General features: G+C 60.9%; 22 protein-coding genes. 12 read left to right on the top strand and 10 right to left on the bottom strand.

Annotated features, from left to right (window positions below; all coding sequences use genetic code 11):
• The 3 genes from eda (at position 1) to GRI44_RS00825 (ending at position 4159) form a co-directional block, all read left to right on the top strand.
• Positions 1–615 (top strand): bifunctional 4-hydroxy-2-oxoglutarate aldolase/2-dehydro-3-deoxy-phosphogluconate aldolase, encoded by a 615-nt coding sequence (eda, locus tag GRI44_RS00835; protein ID WP_160599414.1) that lies wholly within the window; start codon positions 1–3, stop codon positions 613–615.
• Positions 612–3407 carry a phosphoenolpyruvate carboxylase gene (locus GRI44_RS00830; RefSeq protein WP_160599413.1) on the top strand — a complete coding sequence of 932 codons (2796 nt, stop codon included), beginning with the start codon at positions 612–614 and terminating at the stop codon, positions 3405–3407. The genes eda and GRI44_RS00830 overlap by 4 nt, the downstream gene beginning before the upstream one ends.
• Before the next feature lie 98 nt (positions 3408–3505).
• A complete protein-coding gene (locus GRI44_RS00825) occupies positions 3506–4159 on the top strand; it encodes a L,D-transpeptidase family protein (RefSeq protein WP_160599412.1) in 654 nt (217 codons plus the stop codon).
• A gap of 24 nt (positions 4160–4183) precedes the next feature.
• Here GRI44_RS00825 and tilS read toward each other — a convergent pair whose 3' ends face one another.
• From tilS to GRI44_RS00800, 5 genes are all read right to left on the bottom strand, one after another.
• On the bottom strand, positions 4184–5053 hold the full coding sequence (tilS, locus tag GRI44_RS00820; RefSeq protein WP_160599411.1) for a tRNA lysidine(34) synthetase TilS: 870 nt from the start codon (positions 5051–5053) through the stop codon (positions 4184–4186).
• A 91-nt stretch (positions 5054–5144) separates the two neighbouring features.
• Positions 5145–6137: a tetratricopeptide repeat protein gene (locus GRI44_RS00815; protein WP_160599410.1), complete on the bottom strand. Its 993-nt coding sequence runs from the start codon at positions 6135–6137 to the stop codon at positions 5145–5147.
• 173 nt (positions 6138–6310) lie between these two features.
• Positions 6311–7195: a helix-turn-helix domain-containing protein gene (locus GRI44_RS00810; RefSeq protein ID WP_160599409.1), complete on the bottom strand. Its 885-nt coding sequence runs from the start codon at positions 7193–7195 to the stop codon at positions 6311–6313.
• Positions 7196–7322: 127 nt separating this feature from the next.
• Complete coding sequence (ptsP, locus tag GRI44_RS00805) at positions 7323–9593, bottom strand: phosphoenolpyruvate--protein phosphotransferase (RefSeq protein ID WP_160599408.1); 2271 nt, start codon at positions 9591–9593, stop codon at positions 7323–7325.
• 104 nt (positions 9594–9697) lie between these two features.
• A complete protein-coding gene (locus GRI44_RS00800) occupies positions 9698–9853 on the bottom strand; it encodes a YdcH family protein (RefSeq protein WP_160599407.1) in 156 nt (51 codons plus the stop codon).
• A 204-nt stretch (positions 9854–10057) separates the two neighbouring features.
• On the opposite strand from GRI44_RS00800, the gene GRI44_RS00795 reads away from it, so the two are divergent.
• Both GRI44_RS00795 and GRI44_RS00790 read left to right on the top strand, forming a co-directional pair.
• Positions 10058–10255 (top strand): YdcH family protein, encoded by a 198-nt coding sequence (locus GRI44_RS00795; protein WP_160601137.1) that lies wholly within the window; start codon positions 10058–10060, stop codon positions 10253–10255.
• 162 nt (positions 10256–10417) lie between these two features.
• The gene (locus GRI44_RS00790; protein WP_160599406.1) at positions 10418–10879 is read left to right on the top strand and encodes a DUF1465 family protein; all 462 of its coding nucleotides are present in this window, start codon (positions 10418–10420) and stop codon (positions 10877–10879) included.
• A 5-nt stretch (positions 10880–10884) separates the two neighbouring features.
• Here GRI44_RS00790 and GRI44_RS00785 read toward each other — a convergent pair whose 3' ends face one another.
• Entirely contained in the window at positions 10885–12369 is a 1485-nt protein-coding gene (locus GRI44_RS00785) for a glycerol kinase (RefSeq protein WP_160599405.1), read from the bottom strand.
• Between the two features lie 78 nt (positions 12370–12447).
• Here GRI44_RS00785 and GRI44_RS00780 point away from each other — a divergent pair, with 78 nt between their 5' ends.
• From GRI44_RS00780 to GRI44_RS00765, 4 genes are all read left to right on the top strand, one after another.
• Positions 12448–13317 carry an MBL fold metallo-hydrolase gene (locus GRI44_RS00780; protein WP_160599404.1) on the top strand — a complete coding sequence of 290 codons (870 nt, stop codon included), beginning with the start codon at positions 12448–12450 and terminating at the stop codon, positions 13315–13317.
• Positions 13302–14042, top strand: coding sequence for a DUF4230 domain-containing protein (locus tag GRI44_RS00775; RefSeq protein ID WP_232842935.1), 741 nt, complete (start codon positions 13302–13304; stop codon positions 14040–14042). The genes GRI44_RS00780 and GRI44_RS00775 overlap by 16 nt, the downstream gene beginning before the upstream one ends.
• Positions 14039–15025, top strand: coding sequence for a quinolinate synthase NadA (nadA, locus tag GRI44_RS00770; protein WP_160599403.1), 987 nt, complete (start codon positions 14039–14041; stop codon positions 15023–15025). The genes GRI44_RS00775 and nadA overlap by 4 nt, the downstream gene beginning before the upstream one ends.
• Before the next feature lie 140 nt (positions 15026–15165).
• Positions 15166–16482 carry a DUF2254 domain-containing protein gene (locus GRI44_RS00765; RefSeq protein ID WP_160599402.1) on the top strand — a complete coding sequence of 439 codons (1317 nt, stop codon included), beginning with the start codon at positions 15166–15168 and terminating at the stop codon, positions 16480–16482.
• Between the two features lie 37 nt (positions 16483–16519).
• Here GRI44_RS00765 and GRI44_RS00760 read toward each other — a convergent pair whose 3' ends face one another.
• Entirely contained in the window at positions 16520–17485 is a 966-nt protein-coding gene (locus tag GRI44_RS00760) for a DMT family transporter (RefSeq protein WP_160599401.1), read from the bottom strand.
• A gap of 58 nt (positions 17486–17543) precedes the next feature.
• Between GRI44_RS00760 and GRI44_RS00755 the strand changes: the two genes are divergently transcribed.
• Positions 17544–18644: an alkene reductase gene (locus tag GRI44_RS00755; RefSeq protein ID WP_160599400.1), complete on the top strand. Its 1101-nt coding sequence runs from the start codon at positions 17544–17546 to the stop codon at positions 18642–18644.
• A 65-nt stretch (positions 18645–18709) separates the two neighbouring features.
• On the opposite strand, the gene GRI44_RS00750 is transcribed toward GRI44_RS00755, so the two are convergent.
• Positions 18710–19039 carry a hypothetical protein gene (locus tag GRI44_RS00750; protein WP_160599399.1) on the bottom strand — a complete coding sequence of 110 codons (330 nt, stop codon included), beginning with the start codon at positions 19037–19039 and terminating at the stop codon, positions 18710–18712.
• A complete protein-coding gene (gene lipB, locus GRI44_RS00745) occupies positions 19036–19707 on the bottom strand; it encodes a lipoyl(octanoyl) transferase LipB (protein WP_160599398.1) in 672 nt (223 codons plus the stop codon). Before lipB ends, GRI44_RS00750 begins: the two co-directional genes overlap by 4 nt.
• 66 nt (positions 19708–19773) lie before the next feature.
• Here lipB and GRI44_RS00740 point away from each other — a divergent pair, with 66 nt between their 5' ends.
• On the top strand, positions 19774–20589 hold the full coding sequence (locus tag GRI44_RS00740) for a glycerophosphoryl diester phosphodiesterase membrane domain-containing protein (RefSeq protein ID WP_160599397.1): 816 nt from the start codon (positions 19774–19776) through the stop codon (positions 20587–20589).
• A 92-nt stretch (positions 20590–20681) separates the two neighbouring features.
• Here GRI44_RS00740 and GRI44_RS00735 read toward each other — a convergent pair whose 3' ends face one another.
• Complete coding sequence (locus tag GRI44_RS00735; RefSeq protein WP_160601133.1) at positions 20682–21251, bottom strand: class I SAM-dependent methyltransferase; 570 nt, start codon at positions 21249–21251, stop codon at positions 20682–20684.
• A 179-nt stretch (positions 21252–21430) separates the two neighbouring features.
• On the opposite strand from GRI44_RS00735, the gene GRI44_RS00730 reads away from it, so the two are divergent.
• Entirely contained in the window at positions 21431–22867 is a 1437-nt protein-coding gene (locus tag GRI44_RS00730) for an MFS transporter (protein WP_232842934.1), read from the top strand.
• The last annotated feature ends 10 nt before the right edge of the window (positions 22868–22877 follow it).

Genomic DNA, 22877 nt, shown 5'->3' with positions numbered 1-22877 from the left:
ATGAGCGACATTGAAACCATCATGCGCATAGCGCCGGTCGTCCCTGTCATCGTGATCGAGGATCTGGCCCATGCTGTTCCGCTGGCAGAAGCGCTGGTGGCAGGCGGTCTGCGTGCGCTGGAAGTGACCTTGCGCACCCCGCAGGCACTGGATGCAATCCGCGCCATGAAGCAGGTAAAAGGGGCCATTGTCGGCGCAGGCACTGTCACCAATGTGGAAGAACTGGAAGATGCGCTGGAAGCAGGCAGCGAATTCATCGTTTCACCCGGCCTGACAGAACCGCTGGCCCGGGCCGCCATCCGCCATAATGTGCCGTTCCTGCCCGGCATTGCCAATGCCAGTGACATCATGCGCGGGCTGGATCTGGGGCTCACGCATTTCAAGTTCTTCCCCGCAATGGCGGCAGGCGGCCTGCCAGCCTTGAAAGCGCTGGCAGCGCCGTTCAGCCAGTGCCGCTTTTGCCCCACCGGCGGCATCAGCCCCGAAAATGCGGGCGAATGGCTGGCATTCGGGCCGGTCTTATGCGTGGGCGGCAGCTGGGTTGCGCCCAAGGGCGCACCTGACAAAGCCGCCATCGAAGCGCTGGCACGAAAGGCCGTGGGGCTGCGGCCATGACGGATTTTTCTGCCACCATTCAGGGGCTGAAGGACCGGTTGCAGGAACTGCATCTCAAAACGCGCGAAACCCCGCTATTCAACCCGGTCTTCCAACTATCCCTAGATGTGTCGCGCAAGCTGGAAAGCGGCGAATTAAGCCTGGATGCTGTCGAGCAGCTGGTGGCGGAGCTTGAATGTGACGCCTTGCAAAGCCGCGCACGCCGCCTGCGCCGCCTTGTCTCGCCGGTGGCCCCATGCGCCAATATGGTCGTGCTGGCCGCCCATGATGCCGCGGAAGATTTCGAGGCCTATCGTGCGCGCTGGGAACAGCCCGGCATGCACGCAGTGTTCACCGCACATCCCACATTTCTGCTGACCCCGGCCCAGACTGATGCCGTGGCCCGTTCTGCCAGCAGCGATGACCAGATTGCCCGCCAAGCCTGCCCTGCGCCCGGCGACCGGCCGGATATCACGCTGGCCTACGAACATGGCCGCGCCATGCAGGCAATTTCCCACGCGCAGGATGCCCGTGACCGCATCGTGGGCCAGGCCCTGTCGACTGCCCAAAAAGGCTGGCCGGACAAATGGACCAGTCTTGCCCCCCTGCCAATCCGCTTCGCCAGCTGGGTCGGCTATGACATGGATGGCCGGACGGACATCAAATGGTTCGATTCCATCGGCTTCCGCCTGTCGGAAAAGGCCCAGCGGCTGGACCGCTATGCAGCATCGCTGGAAGCTATCGATACGGGCCATCCGCTGCTGGAAAAACTGCGCGGCGCGGCGCAATATGCCCATGCGCGCACGGAAGATTTTCGCAGTGACCTGACCCAACCTGCGGCCCTGTCGGCAGCGGCCAACAGGTTGACGCAGGATGATCCGCACAAGCTATTGTCGCTCGCCCCCCTTATTGCAGCGCTGGAAGAAGAAGCCGCCGGCGCCGCCGCAAGCATTGAACGGGCAATCGCACTCAAGACGCTGGCCGCGGCCGTGCGGGCTGATGGCTTGGGCATGGGTTGGGTCCATTTCCGGGTCAATTCCAGCCAGCTTCACAATGCCATCCGCCGGCGGATCGACCCTGACAACACGCTGGATCTGGGCAGCAAGGGCGCCATGGCAACCTTGCGCGAATTGCTGGAGACCGTGACCCCGCTGCGGTCCAATTTTGCCGCGCTGGCGATTGAAAGCAGCACCGCCATTCGCCAGTTTCTGGTGATGGCGCAAATCCTTCACCATGTGGACGGTGATGCGCCCATCCGCATGCTGATTGCCGAGTGTGAACAACCCTCCACCATTTTGGCCGCGCTCTATTTCTCCCGTCTGTTCGGCATCGAAGACAAGGTCGACGTATCGCCCCTGTTCGAAACGGAAAGCGCGCTGGAACATGGTGGCCGCTTTCTTGACGCCTTGCTGGCAGAACCTGTCTATCAGGCGTATGCCCGAACGCGCGGCAGGGTGGCCATCCAGACAGGATTTTCCGATGCCGGAAGGTTCGTTGGCCAGATCCCCGCCAGCCTTGCCATCGAACGCCTGCAGGGCCGGCTGGCTGACGCAATGCGGAAAAACCGGCTGCAGGATGTGGCCGCGCTGATTTTCAACACGCATGGTGAAAGTATGGGCCGCGGTGCCCATCCGGAAAGTTTTACCGACCGTCTGGCATGGCCCATCAGCCCGTGGGCGCGGCGCAGGTTTAAGCGCGCCGGTATCCGGCTGGAACCGGAAGTCAGCTTCCAGGGCGGCGATGGCTATCTGTTCTTCGCCACGCCTGAACTGGCATTGGCCACACTGACGCGGATCACGGAAAACCGCCCGTCCGATACTGACCAGGACGCGCCGACCGATTCCTTTTACCGCCGCACCGATCTCAGCCTTGATTTCTATCGCGCCATCCGTTCACACCAGCGCGGCCATCTGGAAAGCAAGACTTATGCGCGGGCCATTACCGCATTCGGGCTGGGGCTGCTGAACGAAACCGGTAGCCGCAAATCCCGCCGCCAGTCCGACCTTTCGGCGGACAGGGACATGAACCTGCGCCAGATCCGCGCCATTCCGCATAATGCGATACTGCAGCAGCTCGGCTATCCGGTGAATGTCATCGCCGGTGTCGGCAGCGCGGCTGACGGCAATTATGAAGATGTGGCCGAATTGCTGCAGGATAGTGAACGTGGCCGTCAATTGGTGCGCCTGCTGCGCGCCGCCAATGCGCTGGCCAGCATCAAGACCGTGGCGGCCTTTGGCGAATTGTTCAATTCCGCCTATTGGGCCAGCCGCCCCTATCGCGGAATGGAAGGCCATCTGTCCGACGCGTGCGAAGCATTGGCGGAATATCTGACCAAGGATGACCGCACGGGCGTGTTCCGCCGCCTTGCCTCGCGCCTGCGGGTGGATGCGCTGAAACTGCACCGGCTCCTGGACCTTATTCCCGACGAATCCCCCCTGCCTGACCGTGAAGACACGCGGCGCACGATTGGCGTGCTGCAATCGCTTCGGCTGGCGCTGCTCCAGCATATGTTTCTCAAAGCCGTCTCGATCCCGGCATTCAGCCGCGCCAATGATATCAGCCGGGACGATGTGCTGGAAATGGTCTTTACCCTGCGGATCGACGAAGCACTGGCGCAATTGCGCCGCGCCTATCCCACCAGTTTCCCGCAGCTGGATGATTTCGACGTCAAAGAGCCAAGCGATTATCCCGATGGCACTGGCGAAGGGTATACCGCCATCCAGCGCGATTATATCGACCCGCTGGAACGCTCTTACAAATTGGCCCTCCAGATCACCACGGCCATTGCCAATGAATTTGGCGCGCATGGCTGACCGGGCCGGCCATTAACATTTGACGCCTGCGCGTTTCAAACAGGGACGCACAGGGGCAGGTGCTGGCGCTCTTTTGCGTTTTCAGGCATTAGGCTGTCATGGAACGCGTGTTGAAATGGATTACCCTGGCCGCCGCCGCCGCTGCCCTTGCGTTCGGCGGGGCAACGCTTGCTGGCGATCTGCTGGAGCGGAACGATCCTGCCAATAGCACACTGACAGCAGACCAGCCTTCGGCGACCGAACCGCTGGAAAACACAAAGCAGACGATTGCTGCGCCGGTGCCCGCGAAGGACGAACCTTTCGTCATCAAGCGGATCCTGCCCATCGACGGCCCGATCAAATATGGCGAATGGCACTGGGATGAAGACGGGGTGCCTGCCGGGCCGCTGGTCATGACAGTCGATCTTGAAGCGCGCGTGCTGTCGGTCTTCCGCAATGGCTATGAAATTGGCGCCACTGCTGTCCTGCTTGGCACGCAGGACCACCCTACACCGCTGGGCAGTTTCCCGATCCTGCAAAAAAAGCGCGACAATGTTTCGAGCATTTATGGCGCGGCCATGCCGTATACATTGCGGCTGACATGGGATGGCATTTCAATCCACGGTTCGCCGGTGGAGAACGGCTTTGCCAGCCATGGCTGTATCGGCACGCCAAATGAATTTGCGGCAAAGCTGTTTGCCGTTGCGAGCAAGGGTGACACTGTCATCATTACCCGCGGAAAGATGATCGGCATGGGCGATTCCATCATCTGAGATTCCATCATCCGGCTGGCGGTTTTACCGTTGCGTCCGCCCAGGCTCCGGCACGAAAACCCAGTCCTGATTGTCCACCCTGGCAAGAGCGCCTGCCAGCGGGCCGCCCTCGCCGCTTTCCAGTGCGTCCACCAGCCGCGCAACGGCGCTGCCGCGTGGGTTTCCGCCCATTTGCTCCAGTATTTGCGTCACGACGCGCAGCCGGATGGCGCGCGGCGCAGCAGGGCTATAGCGCCACGTCGCGCCTTCCTGACGGACGCAGCGGCCCCATTCCTGCGTCACTGCCCATGCCAATGCATCTTCGGCATCGGCCAGATGTCTCGCGCTGGCAGCAAGCGCCAGCGGATCGATCCATTCCGCCCGGGCCAGATGCTGGCGCATTTTTACCCGGTCAAACCGCATATCCAGATTGGATGGGTCATGAACAGGCGCAATGCCCGCGCCCTCAACCACCTCGGCCAATTCCTGCCGGCGCCAGCCAAGCAGGGGGCGCAGCAGCGGAATATGGCTGCCGGGCACGATGGTTTGCTGCCTGATGCCGGTCAGGCCTGACAGGCCGCTACCACGATTGAGGCGCATGACCATGGTTTCTGCCTGATCCTCGGCATGATGCGCGGTGGCAATCGCGGCCAGATTTCTGTCCGTTGCCCACGCGGCCAAGGCAGCATATCGGGCATTGCGCGCTTCATCCTGCACATTACCGGCAGCCACATTGACGCGAAAAATCTGATGCGGAACGCCCATTTCCGCGCAGATTTGCGCGACATGCGCTGCTTCTGCGGCGGCTTCAGGCCGCAAGCCATGATCAACGGTGGCTGCTTCGAAAGTGCGCGGCATGCTGCCATGCGCCAAAAGGAGCATGGCCAGACTGTCCGGCCCGCCAGAAACCGCCAAGCCAATCTTGCCGTTCGGGCCAGCGCCTGTGGGCCAGATGCCTGCCAGATCCGCGCGGAAACGCGCTATCAGTTGTGGGTCAACCGTCCGGTCAATTGCATTTCACCTTGCGCAGATTGGCCTGATACTGGCTTGCCAGACGGCCAGAGGCCAGTGCCGGATAAGTCTCACCAAATTCGGCCAGCGCAATACAGGCACGGCTGGTATCCTTGGACGCAATCATGGCTTCAGCCAGATAGAGCAGACTGTCAGGCGCACGGGCAGATTGCTTGTCCGACTGATAATTCCGCAGGAACCAGGGGGCTGCTTCCTTGGCCTTGCCATCATCAAGATAGGCGCGGCCCAGCAAATTGCGGCCATAGCTGATGCGGCTGTGGGTGGGGTATTTTTCCACGAACAGCGTCAGTTGCTGCTGCGCTTCGGGGTAGAAGCCGGCCTCCCACAAGCGGAAACCGTAGCTATATTCATCGTCAGCAGCATCGTCGGTTTGCGGCTTGGCAATTTGCTGCACTGCGGCCAGCCGTGCGGCGGTCGGGCCGGAAGCTGCCGGCGTAGTGGCTGCCGGTGTAGTCGCTGCCGGTGTGGTGGTCGCCGGCCGATTTGCTGCCGACGTGTTGGCTGCGGTCGTATTGGCAGCAGGACGCGTTGCTGGCTGCGTTGCAGCGCCGACCAACATTTCGGCAGGCGGCCTGCTGGCCGCTTCTGACGCTGCAGCGCCCGTGGTTACTTCCAACGCGGCAAGGCGAGTGGTGAGCAGGCGCACGGAATTGGTGTTTTCCTCCGTCTGCGCGGTCAGGGACTGCATTTGCATTTCCAGCGCATCCATTCGCGCCAGAATATCGGTCACGGCTGTGGATGATGGCGTGACAGAAGTGGCGGGCCTAGCCGTTGCGCCGGTAATTTCAGGTTCGAAATATTTTCCCGCCCCGCCCGGAAACACGCTGCGCTGCAAGGCGCGAACTTCGGCTTCCAGCTTGCGGATGCGCGTTTCGTCATTATCCTGCGCGCTGACAGGCGCTGCGGCTGCGCCGATGGCGACAATCGCCAGACCGCTGAGAACTGCACGGCTGAAACGGGTGGTCATCTTGCGAAACGCTCCTGTAATCTAAAACTTGTCGCCCATCAAAGGACCGGCATTGCGCCGCCATGCGTAACCGCGGCTGAACAGCGCCTTGTATCATCGCCCCGGATTCTTGCCGCACCATGGCTTACTTGTCGAGGCTGGGGCCGGTAAATCGGGGGAAAGCCTGTGTCTGATCAGTTGGCTGCGGCACCGGGAGTGACCGCGCCAGCGGGCGCAGCATTTTCAGGCGCAGGGCCGCCAGTAGGGGCGGAGGAAACTGTCCCCGATGCAGCAGCCGGAGCCTGCCGCGCCAGCAACGCCTGTGCGCCAATGGCGACATCGCGCATGATCTGGTCTTCTTCCGCCAGTTTCGGCACCGGTTTGCCGCCGATGGTGATTTCCAGCGCATCAGGCCGCCCGGTCCACAGACGCGGGCCTTCCACGTCTGCTGGCACGGTGTAGCTTTCGCCCTTGCTCATTTCCTTTTCCATCAGGCGGGTACCGGCGGCATCGTAAAACCGTACCCACACACCATCTTCCAGTGCGGTGAACACCACTGGTCCGGCAGGGTTAATGGGTTCTGCCAGTGCCGTGCCCGCTGCCTGCGCTGCCGGCGTAACAGCCGGCGCTTCCTGCAGTGGCCCCGGCCCTGCGCCCGGCATGAAATAATCGCGGAAATAGGCAAACCCGCCGACCAGCAGCAAGATGGCTGCCAGCGCACTCAGCCATGCCAGCCCGCGGGTCGGGATGCGCGCCGGATCACCGGGTTCGAAGCCGACGGTTCTGCCGCGATCAGAACTGCCTGTTTCGGCCAGTTCGGCCCGCACCTGATCGGCAATCAGCCGGTCATCAAGGCCCACGGCCTTGGCGTAGCTGCGCGAAAAGCCGATGGCATAGGTGCGCGCAGGCAGGCCTGCAAAATCGCCCGCTTCGATCAGTTCGAGATGGCGCTGCGGTATGCGCGTTTCTGCCGCAAGCTGTTCCAGCGACATGCGGTTCTTTTCCCGCGCCCGGCGCAGCGTCTGGCCCACCCCTTCGAGCGGCAGCTGGTCTTCAAAATTTTCTTCCACGTCCGACATTTCCGATCCCTTGCGCCCCCGGTATTTCTATTTTGACGCATCAGAAGAATGCGCGTGGTCGCCTGTCAAGCAGGTTGCGAGCAAGGCATACGCCAATTCGACGAGGCGGCTTCGCTGCGCGGTGAACTCAATCTACGTCAATATCGTTGGCAGTGGCCCATTCCTGCAATTCATACCGAATGCTTTCCGGTGGCTGCGACAACAGCCCCATCATCACTTTTGACAATTGCTGCAGGTCCACCTTGCGGACCAGTTCCTTGATCGGCCCGACAGATACAGGAGTGATGGAAAAGCGCCGGAACCCAAGGCCCAGCAGCGCCAAAGCTTCGAGCCGCCTGCCGCCCATTTCGCCGCACACGCCAAGTTCCACTTCCCGCCCTTCGGTGGCCAGTGCAATGCGCCGCATGAAGCGCAGGATGGCGGGACTGAGCCAGTCATACCGTTCGGCCAGCTTGGGATTGGCCCGGTCAGCGGCAAACAGGAACTGGGTCAGGTCATTGGTGCCGACGGAAAGGAATGACAGGCGCGGGATCAGCAAATCCAACACTTCAGCCAGCGCCGGAACTTCCAGCATGGCGCCATATTTGATCGCTTCGGGAAGGGTTTTCTTCTGCGCCTTGAGATATTTCAGCTGGGTTTCAAAGACGGCCTTGGCCGCATCAAATTCCCACGGTTCAGACACCATCGGGAACATGACATGCAAGGTCCGCCCCGCTGCCGCCTCGATCAGGGCGCGGGCCTGGACTTTCAGCAGGCCTTCGCGTTCCAGCGCAAGACGCAAGGCGCGCCAGCCCATCGCCGGGTTTTCATCATGCTCCGCCTCGCCCGACCGCAGATAGGGCACAGCCTTGTCGCCGCCTATATCCACGGTGCGGAAGATAACCGGCTTGTCCCCTGCCGCGTCCAGTACATCGCGGTATAATCTGAACTGTTTTTCGCGCTGCGGCAGGGTGGATGATACCAGGAACTGGAATTCTGTCCGGAACAGGCCAATGCCATCTGCGCCCACCAGGCTGAGGCTGGATATATCCTCGCGCAGGCCGGCATTCATCATCACCTGAATGCGCGTGCCGCAGCGAGTGAACGGTTCCACATGCCGCAATTCTGCATACAGCGCCTGACGCTCGCGCGATTTGGCAAACCGCGTTTCAAATGCGGTCAGCATCTGCTGGGCGGGCCGGACAATGGCTGTGCCGGCATCGGCATCAATCAGGATTTCGTCGCCTTCGCGGACTATCCCGCGCACGCCCCGCGCACGGCCCAGCACCGCAATACCCATGGCGCGCGCCACAATCACCACATGGGACGTGAGCGAGCCTTCTTCCAGCACCACGCCTTTCAGGCGCCGCCGGTCATATTCCAGCAATTCAGCCGGCCCCAAGTTTTTGGCAATCAGGATGGTGTCACGCCTCAGGCCGTGGGTCGCCGCTGTGCCCAATTGCCCCGATACAATCCGCAGCAAGCGGTTGGACAGATCTTCCAGATCGTGCATCCGGTCGGCCAGCAGCGGATCGTCAATCTCGCGCATCCGCATTCTGGTGCGCTGCTGCACACGTTCGATGGCGGCTTCCGCAGTCAGCCCTGAATCGATGGCTTCGTTGATCCGGCGGGACCAGCCTTCGTCATAAGCGAACATCTTGTAGGTTTGCAGAACCTCGGCATGTTCCCCGCCCACGCGAAATTCCGCCTGGCTGGTCATGGTGTCGATGCCTTCGCGCATCTTGTCGAAAGCGCGGTACACGCGCTGACGCTCCGCCTCTGTATCGTCCGCCACAACCTGATCAATGGTGATGCGCGGCTGGTGGAAAACGGCGACGCCGCTGGCCAGCCCCTTGGCCAGTGACAGGCCTTCGATGGTCACTGGCCCGGTCTGCGCTGCTGTCAGCCCCCGCACGGCTTCTTCATCGACCAGTTCATTATGGGCAATCAGTTCGGACAGAACCATCGCAGTGGTCTGCAATGCTTCGATCTCGACATCTTCATAACGGCGCGGATCGACATGCTGGACACACAAGACGCCCACGGCCCGTTCGCGGTACACAATCGGTACACCGGCAAAGGAATGGAATTTCTCCTCCCCTGTTTCGGGGCGATACTGGAAGTCAGGATGGGCCTTGGCTTCGGCCAGGTTCAGCGTTTCGATCTGTTCGGCAATTGTGCCGGTCAGCCCTTCACCAATGGCCATGCGGGTGACATGGACCGCGCTGGCATTGAGGCCGCGCGTCGCATATAATTCCAGCATCCCGTCGCGCAGCAGATAGATCGAGCAAACCTCGCTATCGAGGCTTTCGCCGACGATTTCGACCACCCGGTCCAGCTTGCCCTGCGCATGCATGCGCGAGGCCATGACCTCGTGAAGCTGTGTCAGAATCTGGCGAGCGGAGGCAGCTGCTTTCATGGCCCATGCCTACAACACAGAGCCGATGAATGATACTGCTCACCACTCGCCTGATTTCGTATTCCGGCACACATGTTCCGGAAAGATGAACCAGATGGCCCGGATCAGGCCTGAGCCAGTTCTTCCTTGATGCGCAATTTCTTTTTCTTGAGCGACTGGACCATCACTTCGTCAGGCGCCGGGCGGTTCAGTTCGGCGCGGATTTTCGCATCGAGACCGGCATGTTTGCTCTGCAGGGCAATGACGTGGGACGACTCCATCGGGCTCTCCTTCGATTTGGCCAAAAGCTGGCCTGCCTTCGAAGGCGACTCGTCCTGAGCGAACGAGTCGCCTTGGCAGCCATAGAAACATATCGAAGGCAGCTTGCGAAGTGCTGTCTTTCCCCTAAGCGATCCATAAGCGACGAGGCACCGGTATTGAGCGGTGAAGTGAAAGCGCTGTTTGAGGCGAAAGGACTGATCCGGGTGAACGAGCAGGAATTGCGTAAACGGCTGGCGGGCCTGAAGACAGAGCACCGCGATCTGGACGCCGCCATCGATGCATTGCTGGAGGCAGGCTCTACCGACCAGTTGCAGATTGCGCGGCTCAAGAAACGCAAATTGCTGCTGAAAGACCAGATCGCCATGGTCGAAGACGCGCTGCTGCCGGACATTATCGCCTGATTTCTGCGCCTTTCGTCTGCGGCCACCGTTTGCCGCCACAGATTTCAGGCACCACCTTCACCAACGCCAAGCGTTCCATCGCGGGACAGTGCAAATTTGGGCATTGTATAAAACCGACTGCCACTGGCGCGCTGCCTGCCTTTTATATAGCTGTATTGCACAATGCATATGCCTGCCGACCTCAATCGCACGATCGTTGAAGATCTTTATTGCGAAGCCCTGATGCTGGCTGACGAAGTGCGTTCGGTGTTTGACCTGACCCCGGTGCGCGAAACTGGCGAACAGGCCGACCGCATCAGGCTGGCAGTTTCTGTCGAAGGGCTGCGCACCACCACGCGGGTGATGCATGTGCTTGCATGGCTGTTGAACCACCGGGCATTTTTTGCCGGCGAATTGTCGGAATTCCAGCTGCGGCGGCACAGCAAACTTCCGGCAGACCGTGCGCCTGATGAAGAAAACCTTGTGCTTCTGTCCCCTGAAACACGCAAACTGGCGTTGGAATCGCAGCGGCTGCACCAGCGGATCGCCCGGCTGGATGACCAGTGGAGTGCCCGTTTCGAAAGCCGCCAATCAGGCGTTCTCAGCCTGCATGAACGGCTGAACAAAGCCATTTCACAAGGCTGAAGCCGCTATGCTGCGCTGACCGCATTGCGCCAGCCCGCAGCGCGGCTGCTGCGCACATCATCCGCCATATCGGGCATGAACTGGCGCACCGACCCGCGCATCGCGGCAGCGGCATCCTCCAGCCCCGGATACAGCCCGGCACCCACCCCTGCCAACATGGCCGCGCCCAGCGCGGTGGTCTCGACAAAATCGGGCCGTTCGACGGGGATATCCAGCACATTGGCGATATCCTGCGCCATCCAGTCATTGGCGCTCATGCCGCCGTCAATTTTCAGCGATGTCCAGCCCGCCCCGTCTGCGGCAAAGGCGCGAGCCAGATCGTCTGTTTGATGGGCCATCGCCTCAAGCGCAGCACGCGCGATCTGTGCGCGCCCGGTCGCAAAGCTGAGGCCGGCAATCACGCCGCGCGCTTCAGGCTGCCAATGCGGCGCGCCAAGGCCGGACAAGGCCGGCACAATCACCACGCCGCCGCTATCCTCGATCGACCGGGCGAGCGTTTCTGTTTCTGCCGCTGTCCCCAGCAGCCCTAGGGAATCGCGCAGCCATTGCACCAGGCTTCCGGCGACGAACACCGACCCTTCCAGCGCATAGGTGCGTTTTCCGGCCAGTTGGAACAGGACAGTTCCCAGCAAGCGGTGGCTGGATTTGGGAATGGCATGCCCCTTGTTCGACAGCACAAATGCCCCCGTGCCATAGGTTGCCTTGGTCTGCCCCGGCAGCAGGCACCCCTGCCCCACGGTGGCAGACTGCTGATCGCCGGCAAGGCCGGTAATGGCAATTCGCCCGCCCAGCAGTTCCGGCAGAGTGGTGCCAAATTCGCCCGCATTGTCCACCACCTGCGCCAGGGCGCGGTGCGGCACATCAAACAGATCGCACAAGCCTTGGTCGAAGCTGGCTCCATCCAGCGGCAGCAGCATTGTGCGGCTGGCATTGCTGGCATCGGACAGGAATTCCCCGCCGGTCAGTTTGAAAACCAGCCAGCTTTCAACCGTGCCCAGCGCCAGCCTGCCTGCGCTGGCAGCTTCGGCAACCGCCGGTTCGTTTTCCACCAGCCAGCGCATTTTGGTGCCGGAAAAATACGGGTCAAGCACAAGGCCGGTGCGCGCCTGCACTTCGTCTTCATAGCCCTTATGGCGCAGGGTTTCGCAAAAATCAGCCGTCCGCCGGTCCTGCCATACCAGTGCATTGGCCAGCGGTTCGCCCGTGGCCGTGTCCCATGCGACAACCGTTTCGCGTTGGTTGGTGACGCCGATGGCGGCGATGCGGCCGGCCCCGCCGGCCTTTTCCACCATTTCACGCGCGCAGGCGAGCGTGCGGTGCCAGATTTCACGCGGATCATGTTCCACCCGGCCCGGGGCCGGATACGCTTGCGTCAATGGCTGGCTGCAACTGCCCACCGGCGTACCATCTGCGGCAAACAGCATGGCACGGGTAGACGTTGTCCCTTCGTCCAGCACCAGCAGCAACTTCTCGTCCGTGCCTTCAGGCATCTGTGTCTCCCATGGCTAGCTGATAAAGACTTCCGCTAATGCTCGACAAGCCCCAAACGTCACCCCATATCAGACAGTATGGCCATTCCGCCCAAACCCTGGCCGACCGGCATGGTCGAACAGCCCGAACCACTGGTGCGCCGCGTGCTGGCTCCCAACCCTTCGCCCTATACCTATACCGGCACACAGACCTATCTGGTGGGCAATGCCGGACAGCTTGCCGTGATTGATCCCGGGCCCGACGATGCTGACCATCTGGCAGCGCTGGAAGCGGCCATTGGCGGCGCGCAGGTAACAGCCATCATGTGCACGCACACCCACCGCGATCATTCGCCCGCTGCAGTGCCCCTGGCACAGCGCACCGGCGCGCCCGTTGTCGGCTGCGCGCCGCTGGTCCTGCCCGATGATGGCCCGCGCGCCGATGCGCCGTTTGACCGCACTTACGCGCCCGACCGGGTGCTGGAAGATGGCGAAAGCATGACCGGCCGCGGCTGGACGCTCACGGCAGTGGCAACGCCGGGCCATACATCCAACCATTTGTGTTTCGCGCTGGAAGAAAGCGGCGCGCTGTTCACGGGCGATCATGTGATGGGCTGGTCCACCAGCGTGGTGGTCCCGCCTGATGGCAATATGACCGATTACATGGCCAGCCTGGCCAAATTATACGACCGCGAAGACCGGATCTATTACGCTGCCCACGGCGCGCCGATTGAAAACCCGCGCCAATTGGTGCGCGGCATGATCGGCCATCGGCGCCAGCGGGAAAACCAGATCCGGCGGCTGCTGGGTGAACAGGCCCAAGCCATCGAAGATCTGGTCCCGCAAATGTACAAGGGGCTGGATGAACGCCTGATCGGGGCCGCCGGCATGTCGGTAAAGGCGCATCTTATTGATCTGGAACAACGCGGCATGGTCAGCCGTTCAGGTGAAATATGGACAGTGAACTGAAAAACGAAATGCCCGCGTCTTCCGCGGGCCCTATTGCCTCTGGCACCACCACTGTTGCTCCGGAGCATGTGTCCACCCGGAATGACGTTACCAGCCAGCAGGACCGATCGCTGGCCTGGGTGCAGGCGCTGCCGTGGCTCCTGTTCATCATTGTTCTGGCGCTGGCCGCATGGCTGGGCTGGCGCGCATTTGGCGCAAACGATCTGGGCGATCCCCTTGCCACCAGCCTTGTGGCATTTGAAAAACAGAATTCCCTGACTGTTTTCAGTGCGCAGCTTGCCCCCGTCGTCGCCAGCAATGACAGCCGTTTCTTCGGCACCATCCAGAGCCGCCAGGTGGCGGTCATTCCCGCACGCGTCGATTATACGCTGGATTTGTCGCAGGTCGGCGCGGAACGTCTGGCGTGGGATGCAGAAAAGCACACGCTGGACGTGCAATTGCCCGCGATCAAGGTGGGCAAGCCCAATCTGGATGAAGCGCGGGCGCAATATTTGCGCGAAGGCATCTGGATCACCCGCGAAGCGCAGGATAATCTGACCCGCAAGAACACGCAGCTTGCCGAACAGCAGGCCGTGAAACAGGCGGCCAACCCGGTGTTGATGAACCTGGCGCGCGGGGCTGCAAAGGATGCAATCCGCCAGAACCTTGCTATACCCCTTAGCGTCGCAGGATATGGCGACGTGACTGTCAATGTCCGCTTCGACGGAGAGAAAGCCTCAAAATGACTGCACAAAACCCGCTCCCCACCGGCACTGACCTGCGCGCTGAAATTGACCGGCTCCGCAAGGACCGCAACGCGGTCATTCTGGCCCATTATTACCAGCGGCCCGAAATTCAGGACATTGCCGATTTTGTGGGTGACAGCCTGCAATTGAGCCAGCTTGCCGCTGAAACGGATGCCGATGTCATTGCCTTTTGCGGCGTCAAGTTCATGGCGGATACCGCCAAAATCCTCAGCCCCGACAAGATCGTGGTGCTGCCGGACATGGATGCAGGGTGCAGTCTGGAAGACAGTTGCCCGCCGGAAAAGTTCAAGGCGTTCCGCGAAGCCCATCCTGACCATATTGCGCTGACCTATATCAACTGTTCGACCGAGGTGAAGGCGCTGTCCGATGTCATCGTGACCAGTTCGTCTGCCGAAACGATCTTGCAGCAGATACCTGAAAGCCAGAAAATCATTTTCGGGCCTGACCGTCACCTTGGCGGCTATCTCAACCGCAAGTTCAACCGTGAAATGCTGCTGTGGCCCGGTGTGTGTATCGTGCACGAAGCGTTCAGCGAAAGCGAATTGCTGAAACTGATGCAGAAACACCCCGATGCGCCGGTTGCTGCCCACCCTGAATGCCCCGCGCATATTGTCGAGCATGCCGATTATGTCGGCTCGACCAGCGGCATCCTCCAATTTGCAAAGAATTTTCCCGGTGACACGCTGATCGTGGCAACCGAGCCGCATATTATCCACCAGATGGAAAAGGCGCTGCCGGAAAAGAATTTCATTGGCGCGCCGGGCGCAGACGGCAACTGCAATTGCAACATCTGCCCCTACATGGCGCTCAACACCATGGAAAAGCTGTATACCGCCCTTCGTGATCTGGAACCGCGGATCGAGATCGAGGAAAACCTGCGCCTTGCGGCCAAGAAAAGCCTCGACCGGATGCTGGAAATGGCCAGTGGCACCATCGGTATGGGCGATCTGGGCCGCGCCTGATTGTTGCTGATGCAACCGATCATGGTTTAGCGCGTTTGATGGCCTGAAGCCTGGCGCTGGCCCATTATGGGGGCCAATATGGGGCCAGAATGGCTGGCCAGTGCGGAAAATAAGTGCCGGCAACCGGTATTGGGGCAAAAATGTTCAGTCAGATCCAGTCATTATGGACCAAGGCCAACGCCAGCTATTGGTTTTATCCGGCCCTGTTTGCGATCATATCGCTGTTCATGGCGCTGGGGACGATTTACCTCGACCGAATCGGCTGGGCAGATTTTCTCGGCGATATTGAATGGCTGCAGCCTGCCCGTCCGCAGGGGGCAAGCAATATGCTCACGGTCATTTCTGGCTCGATGATCGGCGTTGCCTCGACGGTGTTTTCCATCACCATTGCCGCTGTGGCCTATGCCAGCGGCAATTATGGCCCCCGCCTGCTGACCAACTTCATGGAAGACAAGGGCAATCAGCTCAGTCTGGCCACATTCATCGGCACCTTTGTCTATGCGCTGACCGTTCTGCGGGTGGTGCGCACAGCCGAAGAACAGCCGCTGCTGATCGGCAACCCGGATACGGCCAGCGGCTTTGTCCCGCAATTATCGCTGCTGGTTGCCTATGGGCTGATGGCCCTTTCAATCATGGTGCTGGTATTTTTCCTGAACCATATTCCCGCATCAATCCGCATCAACACCGTGCTGCAAGGCATTGGCGAACGGCTGATTATTGACATCAAGCGGCTGTTTCCCCGGCCTGCCCGCAGCAGTGTCGAAACGCACACGCCCCAGGGCGACCCCATCACCACGGTCGAAACCGGTTACATCCAGCGGATTGATTTCGATACGTTGCAAAAAATTGCGGAACGCGAAAACGGCAAGCTGCAGCTTGCTGTGCGCACGGGCGATTTTCTTCATCCCGCCATGACGCTGGCATTATGGGAAGATCTGGACGCAGACCAGCAATCGCCTGACGATGAAATTCGCGATTGTTTCGGGCTGGGCGGGATGCGGACGCCGGCGCAGGATATGCAATTTTTAATCGATGAACTGGCGGAAATTGCGTTGCGCGCATTGTCACCCGGCATCAACGACCCGTTTACCGCGATTACCGCCTTGCACTGGTTGGGCGCAGCCACGGCTGAACTGGGCCGGCGTGATCTGCGCCGGTCATTCCATGATGAGGGGGAGGAAGAACGCGTCGTCCCCCTGAATGATGATTATGCCCATTTCATAGCGCGCGGTTTTGGCGCCATGCGCAGCGCAGTTTCGACCAACCGGATTGCCACGCTGATCATGCTGGATACGCTGGTGAACACCGGCAGCACGCTGAATGATGAAAGCCGCACCCGCGAATTGGCCAAGGAAGCAGAAAAACTGATGATCCAGACCCGGCTGAACCTAAGGGGTCCGGAAATGGACGAAGTGGAAGCGCGCTATATCTCGGTCAGGCAAAAGCTGGGCGGTTGAGGCGCGCGCCTGCGGACGATGCCGGCAATGCTGCGCTCTAATCGCGCCTGCTGTTAAAATTTGAGGTAGGTTCCTCAGCTTCTGCCGGTAAATCGGCCGCTGGCTGGGCTTTGCTGCCGCGCGCCAGCACCAGCGCCAGCCCCAGAAGCGCCATTCCTGCAATATCCACCAGCCCCACCGTTTCACCAAAGGCGAACCACCCCGACAACGCTGCAACCGCAGGCTGCGTCAGCAGTGCCAGACCGATGACAAGCGGCGGAAAATGCTTGAGCGAAAAGACCAGCAGCCCCTGCCCGACCAGTTGGCTGAGAACAAACAGGGCAATCAGCGGCGTCCAATTGTGCGGCCACACAGGTTCTCCGCGAAACAGCGCAATCGCCAGCAACACCGGCGCGCCCGCCAGGCTGCACCAGGTCAGCAGGCTCCAGCTGCCAAGGCTGGCCCGCGCTTTCTGCAGGATCAGCAGATACCCTGCATAAAACAGCCCCGCCAGCAGGCAGAACAGATCGCCCACCAGTGTCGCAAGGGAAATTTCCAGTGACTGGCCCATCAGGATCGCAGCCCCGCTGAACGCTGCCGCAATGGCCAGCCATTCCATTGCGCGGGGCAGCCTGCGCCACAGGATAAAACCCCACACCATCAACACCAGACTGCCGGAATTGCCAAACAAGGTGGCATTGCCCAGCCGTGTGGCTTCGATACCAATGTGCCAGCTGGCCAGATCAAATGCGAAAACCAACCCCGCCAGCATCACCATCACCAGCACCGGACGGGCAATGTTGCCCAGCGTTTCGCCATTGGCCCGCGCCAGCACCGCGAGGAAGGGTAACGCCAGGAAAAGCCGCCAGAACCCTGCCGAAACAGGCCCGCTATCCGCCAGCCGCACTGCCCAGGGCCCCAGTGCCAGCGCCACATTCCCGCCCAGCAATGCCGCCAGCAGCAGCCAGCGCGGATAATCGCGTTCCTGCCGCACTTCATCAGCCGAGGTGGTTGAATTGACCATGCTGCCCCCTTAGCTGCCACTATGAAAATTCATATCACCAATTAAAGGGGCCTACATTTTGAACGACGCTCTGTTTCAACCCATCTCGCTCGGCGCTATCGAAGCGCGGAACCGCATCCTCATGGCGCCTCTGACGCGGGGCCGCGCGACTGTGCCCGGCTTTGTGCCCAACGAATTGATGGCGACATATTACCGCCAGCGGGCAAGTGCCGGGCTGATCATCAGCGAGGCCACCGGCATCAGTGTGGAAGGCCTTGGCTGGCCATCTGCGCCCGGCATCTGGAGCGATGAACAGGTTGAAGGCTGGAAAGCCATCACCAGTGCGGTGCATGAAGAAGGCGGCAAGATCGTCTTGCAGATGTGGCACATGGGCCGCATCGTCCATCCTGATTTCCTCGGCGGCGAACCGCCGGTATCCGCATCTGCCACCACTGCGCCGGGCCATGCCCACACGCCCGATGGCCGCAAGGATTATGAACAGGCCCGCGAATTGTCAGTCGAAGACATTGCCCGCGTGGTGGAAGATTATCGCCATGCCGCACAAAACGCGAAGAAAGCCGGTTTTGACGGGGTGCAATTGCACGGCGCCAATGGCTATCTGGTGGACCAGTTCCTGCGCGATTCCACCAATTTGCGGACCGATGAATATGGCGGCCCGCCAGAAAACCGCATGCGTTTTCTACGCGAAGTGCTGGAAGCTCTCATCTCGGTATGGGGCGCTGACCGCGTTTCCGTGCGACTATCGCCCAATGGCGAGACGCAAGGCTGCGATGACAGCGACCCAGCGGCCACATTCGGCGCCGCTGCGCAGGTTGTGCAGGATCTTGGCCTTGGCTTCCTCGAACTGCGCGAACCCGGCCCTGACGGCACCTTCGGCGCGACAGACGTGCCCAAGCAAAGTCCGATGATCCGCCAGATCTACACCGGCCCGCTGGTTCTCAACAGCGATTACACCGCAGCAGAAGGCGCAGCCGATGTGGAAGCGGGCAAGTGCGATGCGATTGCCTATGGCAGGCCGTTCATTTCCAACCCCGACTTGCCAGCGCGTATTCGTGCAGGGGCGGAATTTGCACCCAATGTGAATGTGCCGCAAAGCTGGTATTTGCCGGGTGAAGCGGGTTACATCGATTATCCGACCATGGCCGAAGAAAACGCCTGATTACTGATATCTGCTTCATTGCGCGTCCGGGCTGCCGCCCGGGCGCGCTTTTGTTTTTCAGCAGATCACGGGGTTGGTGACGGTGCTGCGCCCGGTTCGGCACTATCGGCCGCACTGTCTGAATTTGCGGCAGAATCGCCTTCGCCCGTGGCAGCGTCGCCCGCGGGTTTTTGCGCCGAAGTTTCCTGCGGCGCTGTATCCTGCTGTGAAGGCGCCTGCGTCTCGATCGTGTCCAGCGCCAGCATTGCATCGCTGACAGAGCCGGGCAGCACTTCGCCGGCAGCATTGCCCTGGCCGCCGCTGGTCGGGGCAGGTTCAGGCTCCTTGCCGCAGGCTGTAAGCAGCATCAGGCCCGCCATCATCAGGCCGGGCAGGTTCGCGACATTTCGCTTCACTTGGATTCTCCGCAACGTGTGTCCAGCGCAGCCAGGAAATCGCCAGCGCGTGCCAGCAATGCCTCATCCCATGCCTCGGGCGCAAGATCGATCCCCAGCCGCGCGAGACTGGTGACGCCATATTCGGCGATACCGCACGGCACAATGCCGGAAAAATGCTCCAGATCGGGGGTCAGATTCACCGAAAATCCGTGCATCGTGACCCAGCGGCGCACCCGCACCCCAATCGCGCCGATTTTGGCTTCGGCGCCGTCAATATCTTGCGTCCAGATGCCGATCCGCCCTTCTGCGCGCCAGCTTTCCACGCCAAAATCGCCCAGAGTGTCGATGACCCACCCTTCCAACGAATGGACGAAGCGGCGCACATCGCGCCCCCGCCTGCCAAGATCAAGCAGGACATAGCCAATCCGCTGGCCGGGGCCGTGATAGGTGTATCGGCCGCCGCGGCCCGCATCGACCACTTCGAAGCGCGGGGCCAGCAATTCATCCGCAGCAGCGCTGGTGCCGGCGGTATAGACCGGCGGGTGTTCCAGCAGCCAGATCAGTTCTGTTGCATCACCGGCGGCAATGGCACGGTTGCGCTCGTCCATCGCGGCCAGGGCATCGCGATACCCAATCTGTTCAGCCTCCTGCCGAAATTCGACGCCGGACATGATGTTTTTTGTCATGAGGATTGCGTGGCAAGGGCTGCCTCGCTTATCAAGCAGATATTGAACCAGGGGGAGTATCACAAAATGAAATTCGATATGGGACGTGCGTGGAACGACGCGACCGGCCTGATTGGCGCAAATCGCGAGCTGGTTGCGATCATCGCGGCCATCTTTGTGTTTCTTCCCAGCCTGGTGATGGCCATTGTGGCGCCGCAAATGGTGGCCGGGCCGACGGAGGTTAATCCTGAAGACCCGATGGCGGCCATGACGGCATTCTATTCAGAAAATGGCGTGTGGATTTTCCTTCTCGCCATTGTCCAGGCCATTGGCTCGCTGGCGCTGTTTGCCCTGTTCACTGACCGGCGCCCCACGGTGGGCGATGCGATCAAGACAGGGGCGATCACGCTGGTTCCCTATCTGCTGGCGCAGATCCTGCTGGTGCTGCTGCTGGCTGTGGTGCTGGGTGTTCCCATTGGCCTTGCATTTGCAGCAGGCGGCCCCACGGCAGGCGCGCTGGTGGGCATCATTGCCTTTGTCTTGCTGGTCTATGTGATGGTGAAATTTTCCATGTTGGCGCCCGTCATGGTGATTGCCGGCGTGCTGAACCCGGCAAAAGCGCTCAAGACATCGTGGGATGTGACCAAAGGCAACAGCGTGCGGTTGCTGTTGTTCTACATCCTGCTGATGCTGGCAGTTATCGTGGTGGCGGTTGTATTCGGGCTGGTCAGCGGGCTGCTGGTCGCCATGCTTGGCACCGGCGCGGTCAGCACGATGGTCGCAGGCGCGCTTAACGGGCTGATCGGCGCGGTCTGGGCAGTGCTGATCGTTTCGGTCCTCAGCGCATCCTATCGCCAGCTGGCGGGGCCATCTGCCGCGCAAGTATCCGATACGTTCGAATAGGAACGAAGCGGATCACCGAACAAATAGGGCGGCCCCGGGGCCGCCCTTTTTCTGGGTAACGATCTTTTAGACAGCGCCACTAGAGGCTGCCATCAGATGGCCCCGTCTTTCCAACCCCAGAAAAGCTGGCACGGCAGGATATTCCACAATTCAAAACCCTGGTCGATACGGGCAAAATGCGGCGCCATGAAATCGCGCGCGGCAGCGGAAAACTGATAGACCAGAAATGCGCCGCCCGGACGCAATATGTCATATGTGGCCTTTGCAATGGCAGGGCCAACACCGTCAGGCAGCGTTGAAAACGGCAGGCCGGACAGCACATAATCGGCATGATCGTGGCCGTGGTCCCTGACAATCTGTTCCACATCTTCAGCAGAACCCAGAACCGCGGTGAAGCGGCTGTCAGTGATTGTTCGGTTGAGATAATCGATGAACAGCGGGTTTGTGTCGATCACAATCAGCGCGCCATCATGGCGCAGGCGCTCCAGCACGGGACCGCAAAATGTGCCGACCCCCGGGCCATATTCGACAAACAATTTGCATTCATTCCATTTTACCGGGGCCAGCATCTTGGCAATGGTGAAGCGTGAAGACGGAATAATCGACCCGACCATCTTGGGATGTTCGAGAAACCCGCGGAAGAAAACGCCCCACTGGCTCATCAGGCGGCCAAAACGGCTGCCGGCAGTGCGGCGTGGTGCGATTGTAACCTGGCTGGTATTATTCAAGAAATGCGTCCCGTCCAACGTGCCCGGCCATTGCCGCCAGACTCCTGCGCGGCGTTGGCAAATAAGCATCATCATTGCAAGCATCGCAAAGCACGACTAGCCCCTGTGGCGCGATGCACGAGCCCAAACCATCACCCGCCGCACGGCCTGCGCCCACCGCAGAAACCGGCCCTGCCGCACCGGCCATATCCCGCAATCGCATGATCCTGCTGTTCGCAGTGATGCTGACCACTGCGGCGGGCAATACGGCCATGCAATCTGTCATGCCTGCCATTGGCACGTCGCTTGGGGTGAACGATGTGTGGATCAGCCTGGCTTACAGCTGGTCAGCGCTGCTGTGGGTTATCTGCGCGCCGATCTGGGCGCGCCGGTCCGACCAGCGCGGGCGCAAGGCCATGATGGCGCTTGGTCTGGTTGGCTTTATCGTGTCGATGGGCCTGTGCGGTCTTATCCTGTGGTTTGGCCTGCTTGGCTGGCTGTCCGCGCTGTGGACCCTGCTGATATTCGCCGCAGCGCGCAGCCTGTATGGCGGTTTTGGTTCTGCCGCGCCGCCAGCGGTGCAGGCCTATGTCGCATCACGCACCCCGCGCGCACAGCGGACGCAGGCGCTGTCGCTTATTGCTTCCAGCTTCGGGCTTGGCACGGTGATCGGCCCTGCCCTTGCCCCCTTGCTGGTATTTCCCGGCCTTGGCCTGACCGGGCCATTTGCCGCCTTTACCCTGCTGGGCATTGCCACGCTGGTGGCGCTGCGGATTTATCTGCCCAATGACGAACCGCAATTTGCCGCACGCGGAACGGCCTATGATGCGCCCTATGGTTCCGGCGGCTCCAGCCGGCAGCAGCACGAAACCGCTGAAGAAGACGATCCTGATGAGAGCGGCGCACAGGAAGTTTGCGCAGATGACCAGCGCGATGTGCCTGACCCGGCGGCCAATGGCGCGCCGGCCAAACGGCTGGGCTGGTGGGAACCGCGCCTCAGACCATGGGTGATTGCCGGGCTGCTTGGCGGCCATGCACAAGCCATGGTGCTGGGCATTTCCGGATTTCTGGTGCTGGACCGGCTGGGCCTGCGCGAAACGCCCGCCCTTGCGACAGGGCCGATTGGCATTGTCTTGATGAGCGGGGCGATCGCCACCTTGCTGGCGCAATGGGGATTGATCCCGCGGCTGAACCTGGGGCCGCGCGCCGCAGTATTGTCAGGCGCGGTGCTGGCAGCGGCAGGCACTATCCTGTTTGGCGCAGCACAGGAACTGCATGGCATTGCGCTGGGCTATTCCATTGCATCGCTGGGCTTCGGCCTGTTCCGCCCCGGTTTCAACGCGGGCGCATCGCTTGCGGTCAGCCGACGGGAACAGGGCGAGGCATCAGGGGTGGTAGCGTCCGCCACGGGCGCCGCATTTGTGGTGGCGCCTGCGATTGGCGTGTGGCTTTACGGCCATTCCGACTGGCTGGCCTTTGCAGTCATTGTGGCGCTGTGTGCGGCAGTTGTGGCAATCGGCTGGCGGTCCCTTACCGCAGACGAAGTGATGACGACCGAACGCGCCAGCTGATCACCCGCAC

It is taken from the genome of Allopontixanthobacter confluentis (assembly GCF_009827615.1).
Lineage (GTDB): Bacteria > Pseudomonadota > Alphaproteobacteria > Sphingomonadales > Sphingomonadaceae > Allopontixanthobacter > Allopontixanthobacter confluentis.
The sequence above is the reverse complement of the archived record's forward strand: the minus strand, read 5'-3'. Positions and strand labels throughout refer to the sequence as shown.

Coding starts and splice junctions, on each gene's coding strand:
- eda (WP_160599414.1), top strand. CDS start 1: ATGAGCGACATTGAAACCATCATGCGCATAGCGCCGGTCGTCCCTGTC.
- GRI44_RS00830 (WP_160599413.1), top strand. CDS start 612: ATGACGGATTTTTCTGCCACCATTCAGGGGCTGAAGGACCGGTTGCAG.
- GRI44_RS00825 (WP_160599412.1), top strand. CDS start 3,506: ATGGAACGCGTGTTGAAATGGATTACCCTGGCCGCCGCCGCCGCTGCC.
- GRI44_RS00815 (WP_160599410.1), bottom strand. CDS start 6,137: ATGACCACCCGTTTCAGCCGTGCAGTTCTCAGCGGTCTGGCGATTGTC.
- GRI44_RS00810 (WP_160599409.1), bottom strand. CDS start 7,195: ATGTCGGACGTGGAAGAAAATTTTGAAGACCAGCTGCCGCTCGAAGGG.
- ptsP (WP_160599408.1), bottom strand. CDS start 9,593: ATGAAAGCAGCTGCCTCCGCTCGCCAGATTCTGACACAGCTTCACGAG.
- GRI44_RS00800 (WP_160599407.1), bottom strand. CDS start 9,853: ATGGAGTCGTCCCACGTCATTGCCCTGCAGAGCAAACATGCCGGTCTC.
- GRI44_RS00790 (WP_160599406.1), top strand. CDS start 10,418: ATGCATATGCCTGCCGACCTCAATCGCACGATCGTTGAAGATCTTTAT.
- GRI44_RS00785 (WP_160599405.1), bottom strand. CDS start 12,369: ATGCCTGAAGGCACGGACGAGAAGTTGCTGCTGGTGCTGGACGAAGGG.
- GRI44_RS00780 (WP_160599404.1), top strand. CDS start 12,448: ATGGCCATTCCGCCCAAACCCTGGCCGACCGGCATGGTCGAACAGCCC.
- GRI44_RS00775 (WP_232842935.1), top strand. CDS start 13,302: ATGGACAGTGAACTGAAAAACGAAATGCCCGCGTCTTCCGCGGGCCCT.
- nadA (WP_160599403.1), top strand. CDS start 14,039: ATGACTGCACAAAACCCGCTCCCCACCGGCACTGACCTGCGCGCTGAA.
- GRI44_RS00765 (WP_160599402.1), top strand. CDS start 15,166: ATGTTCAGTCAGATCCAGTCATTATGGACCAAGGCCAACGCCAGCTAT.
- GRI44_RS00760 (WP_160599401.1), bottom strand. CDS start 17,485: ATGGTCAATTCAACCACCTCGGCTGATGAAGTGCGGCAGGAACGCGAT.
- lipB (WP_160599398.1), bottom strand. CDS start 19,707: ATGACAAAAAACATCATGTCCGGCGTCGAATTTCGGCAGGAGGCTGAA.
- GRI44_RS00740 (WP_160599397.1), top strand. CDS start 19,774: ATGAAATTCGATATGGGACGTGCGTGGAACGACGCGACCGGCCTGATT.
- GRI44_RS00735 (WP_160601133.1), bottom strand. CDS start 21,251: ATGAGCCAGTGGGGCGTTTTCTTCCGCGGGTTTCTCGAACATCCCAAG.
- GRI44_RS00730 (WP_232842934.1), top strand. CDS start 21,431: ATGCACGAGCCCAAACCATCACCCGCCGCACGGCCTGCGCCCACCGCA.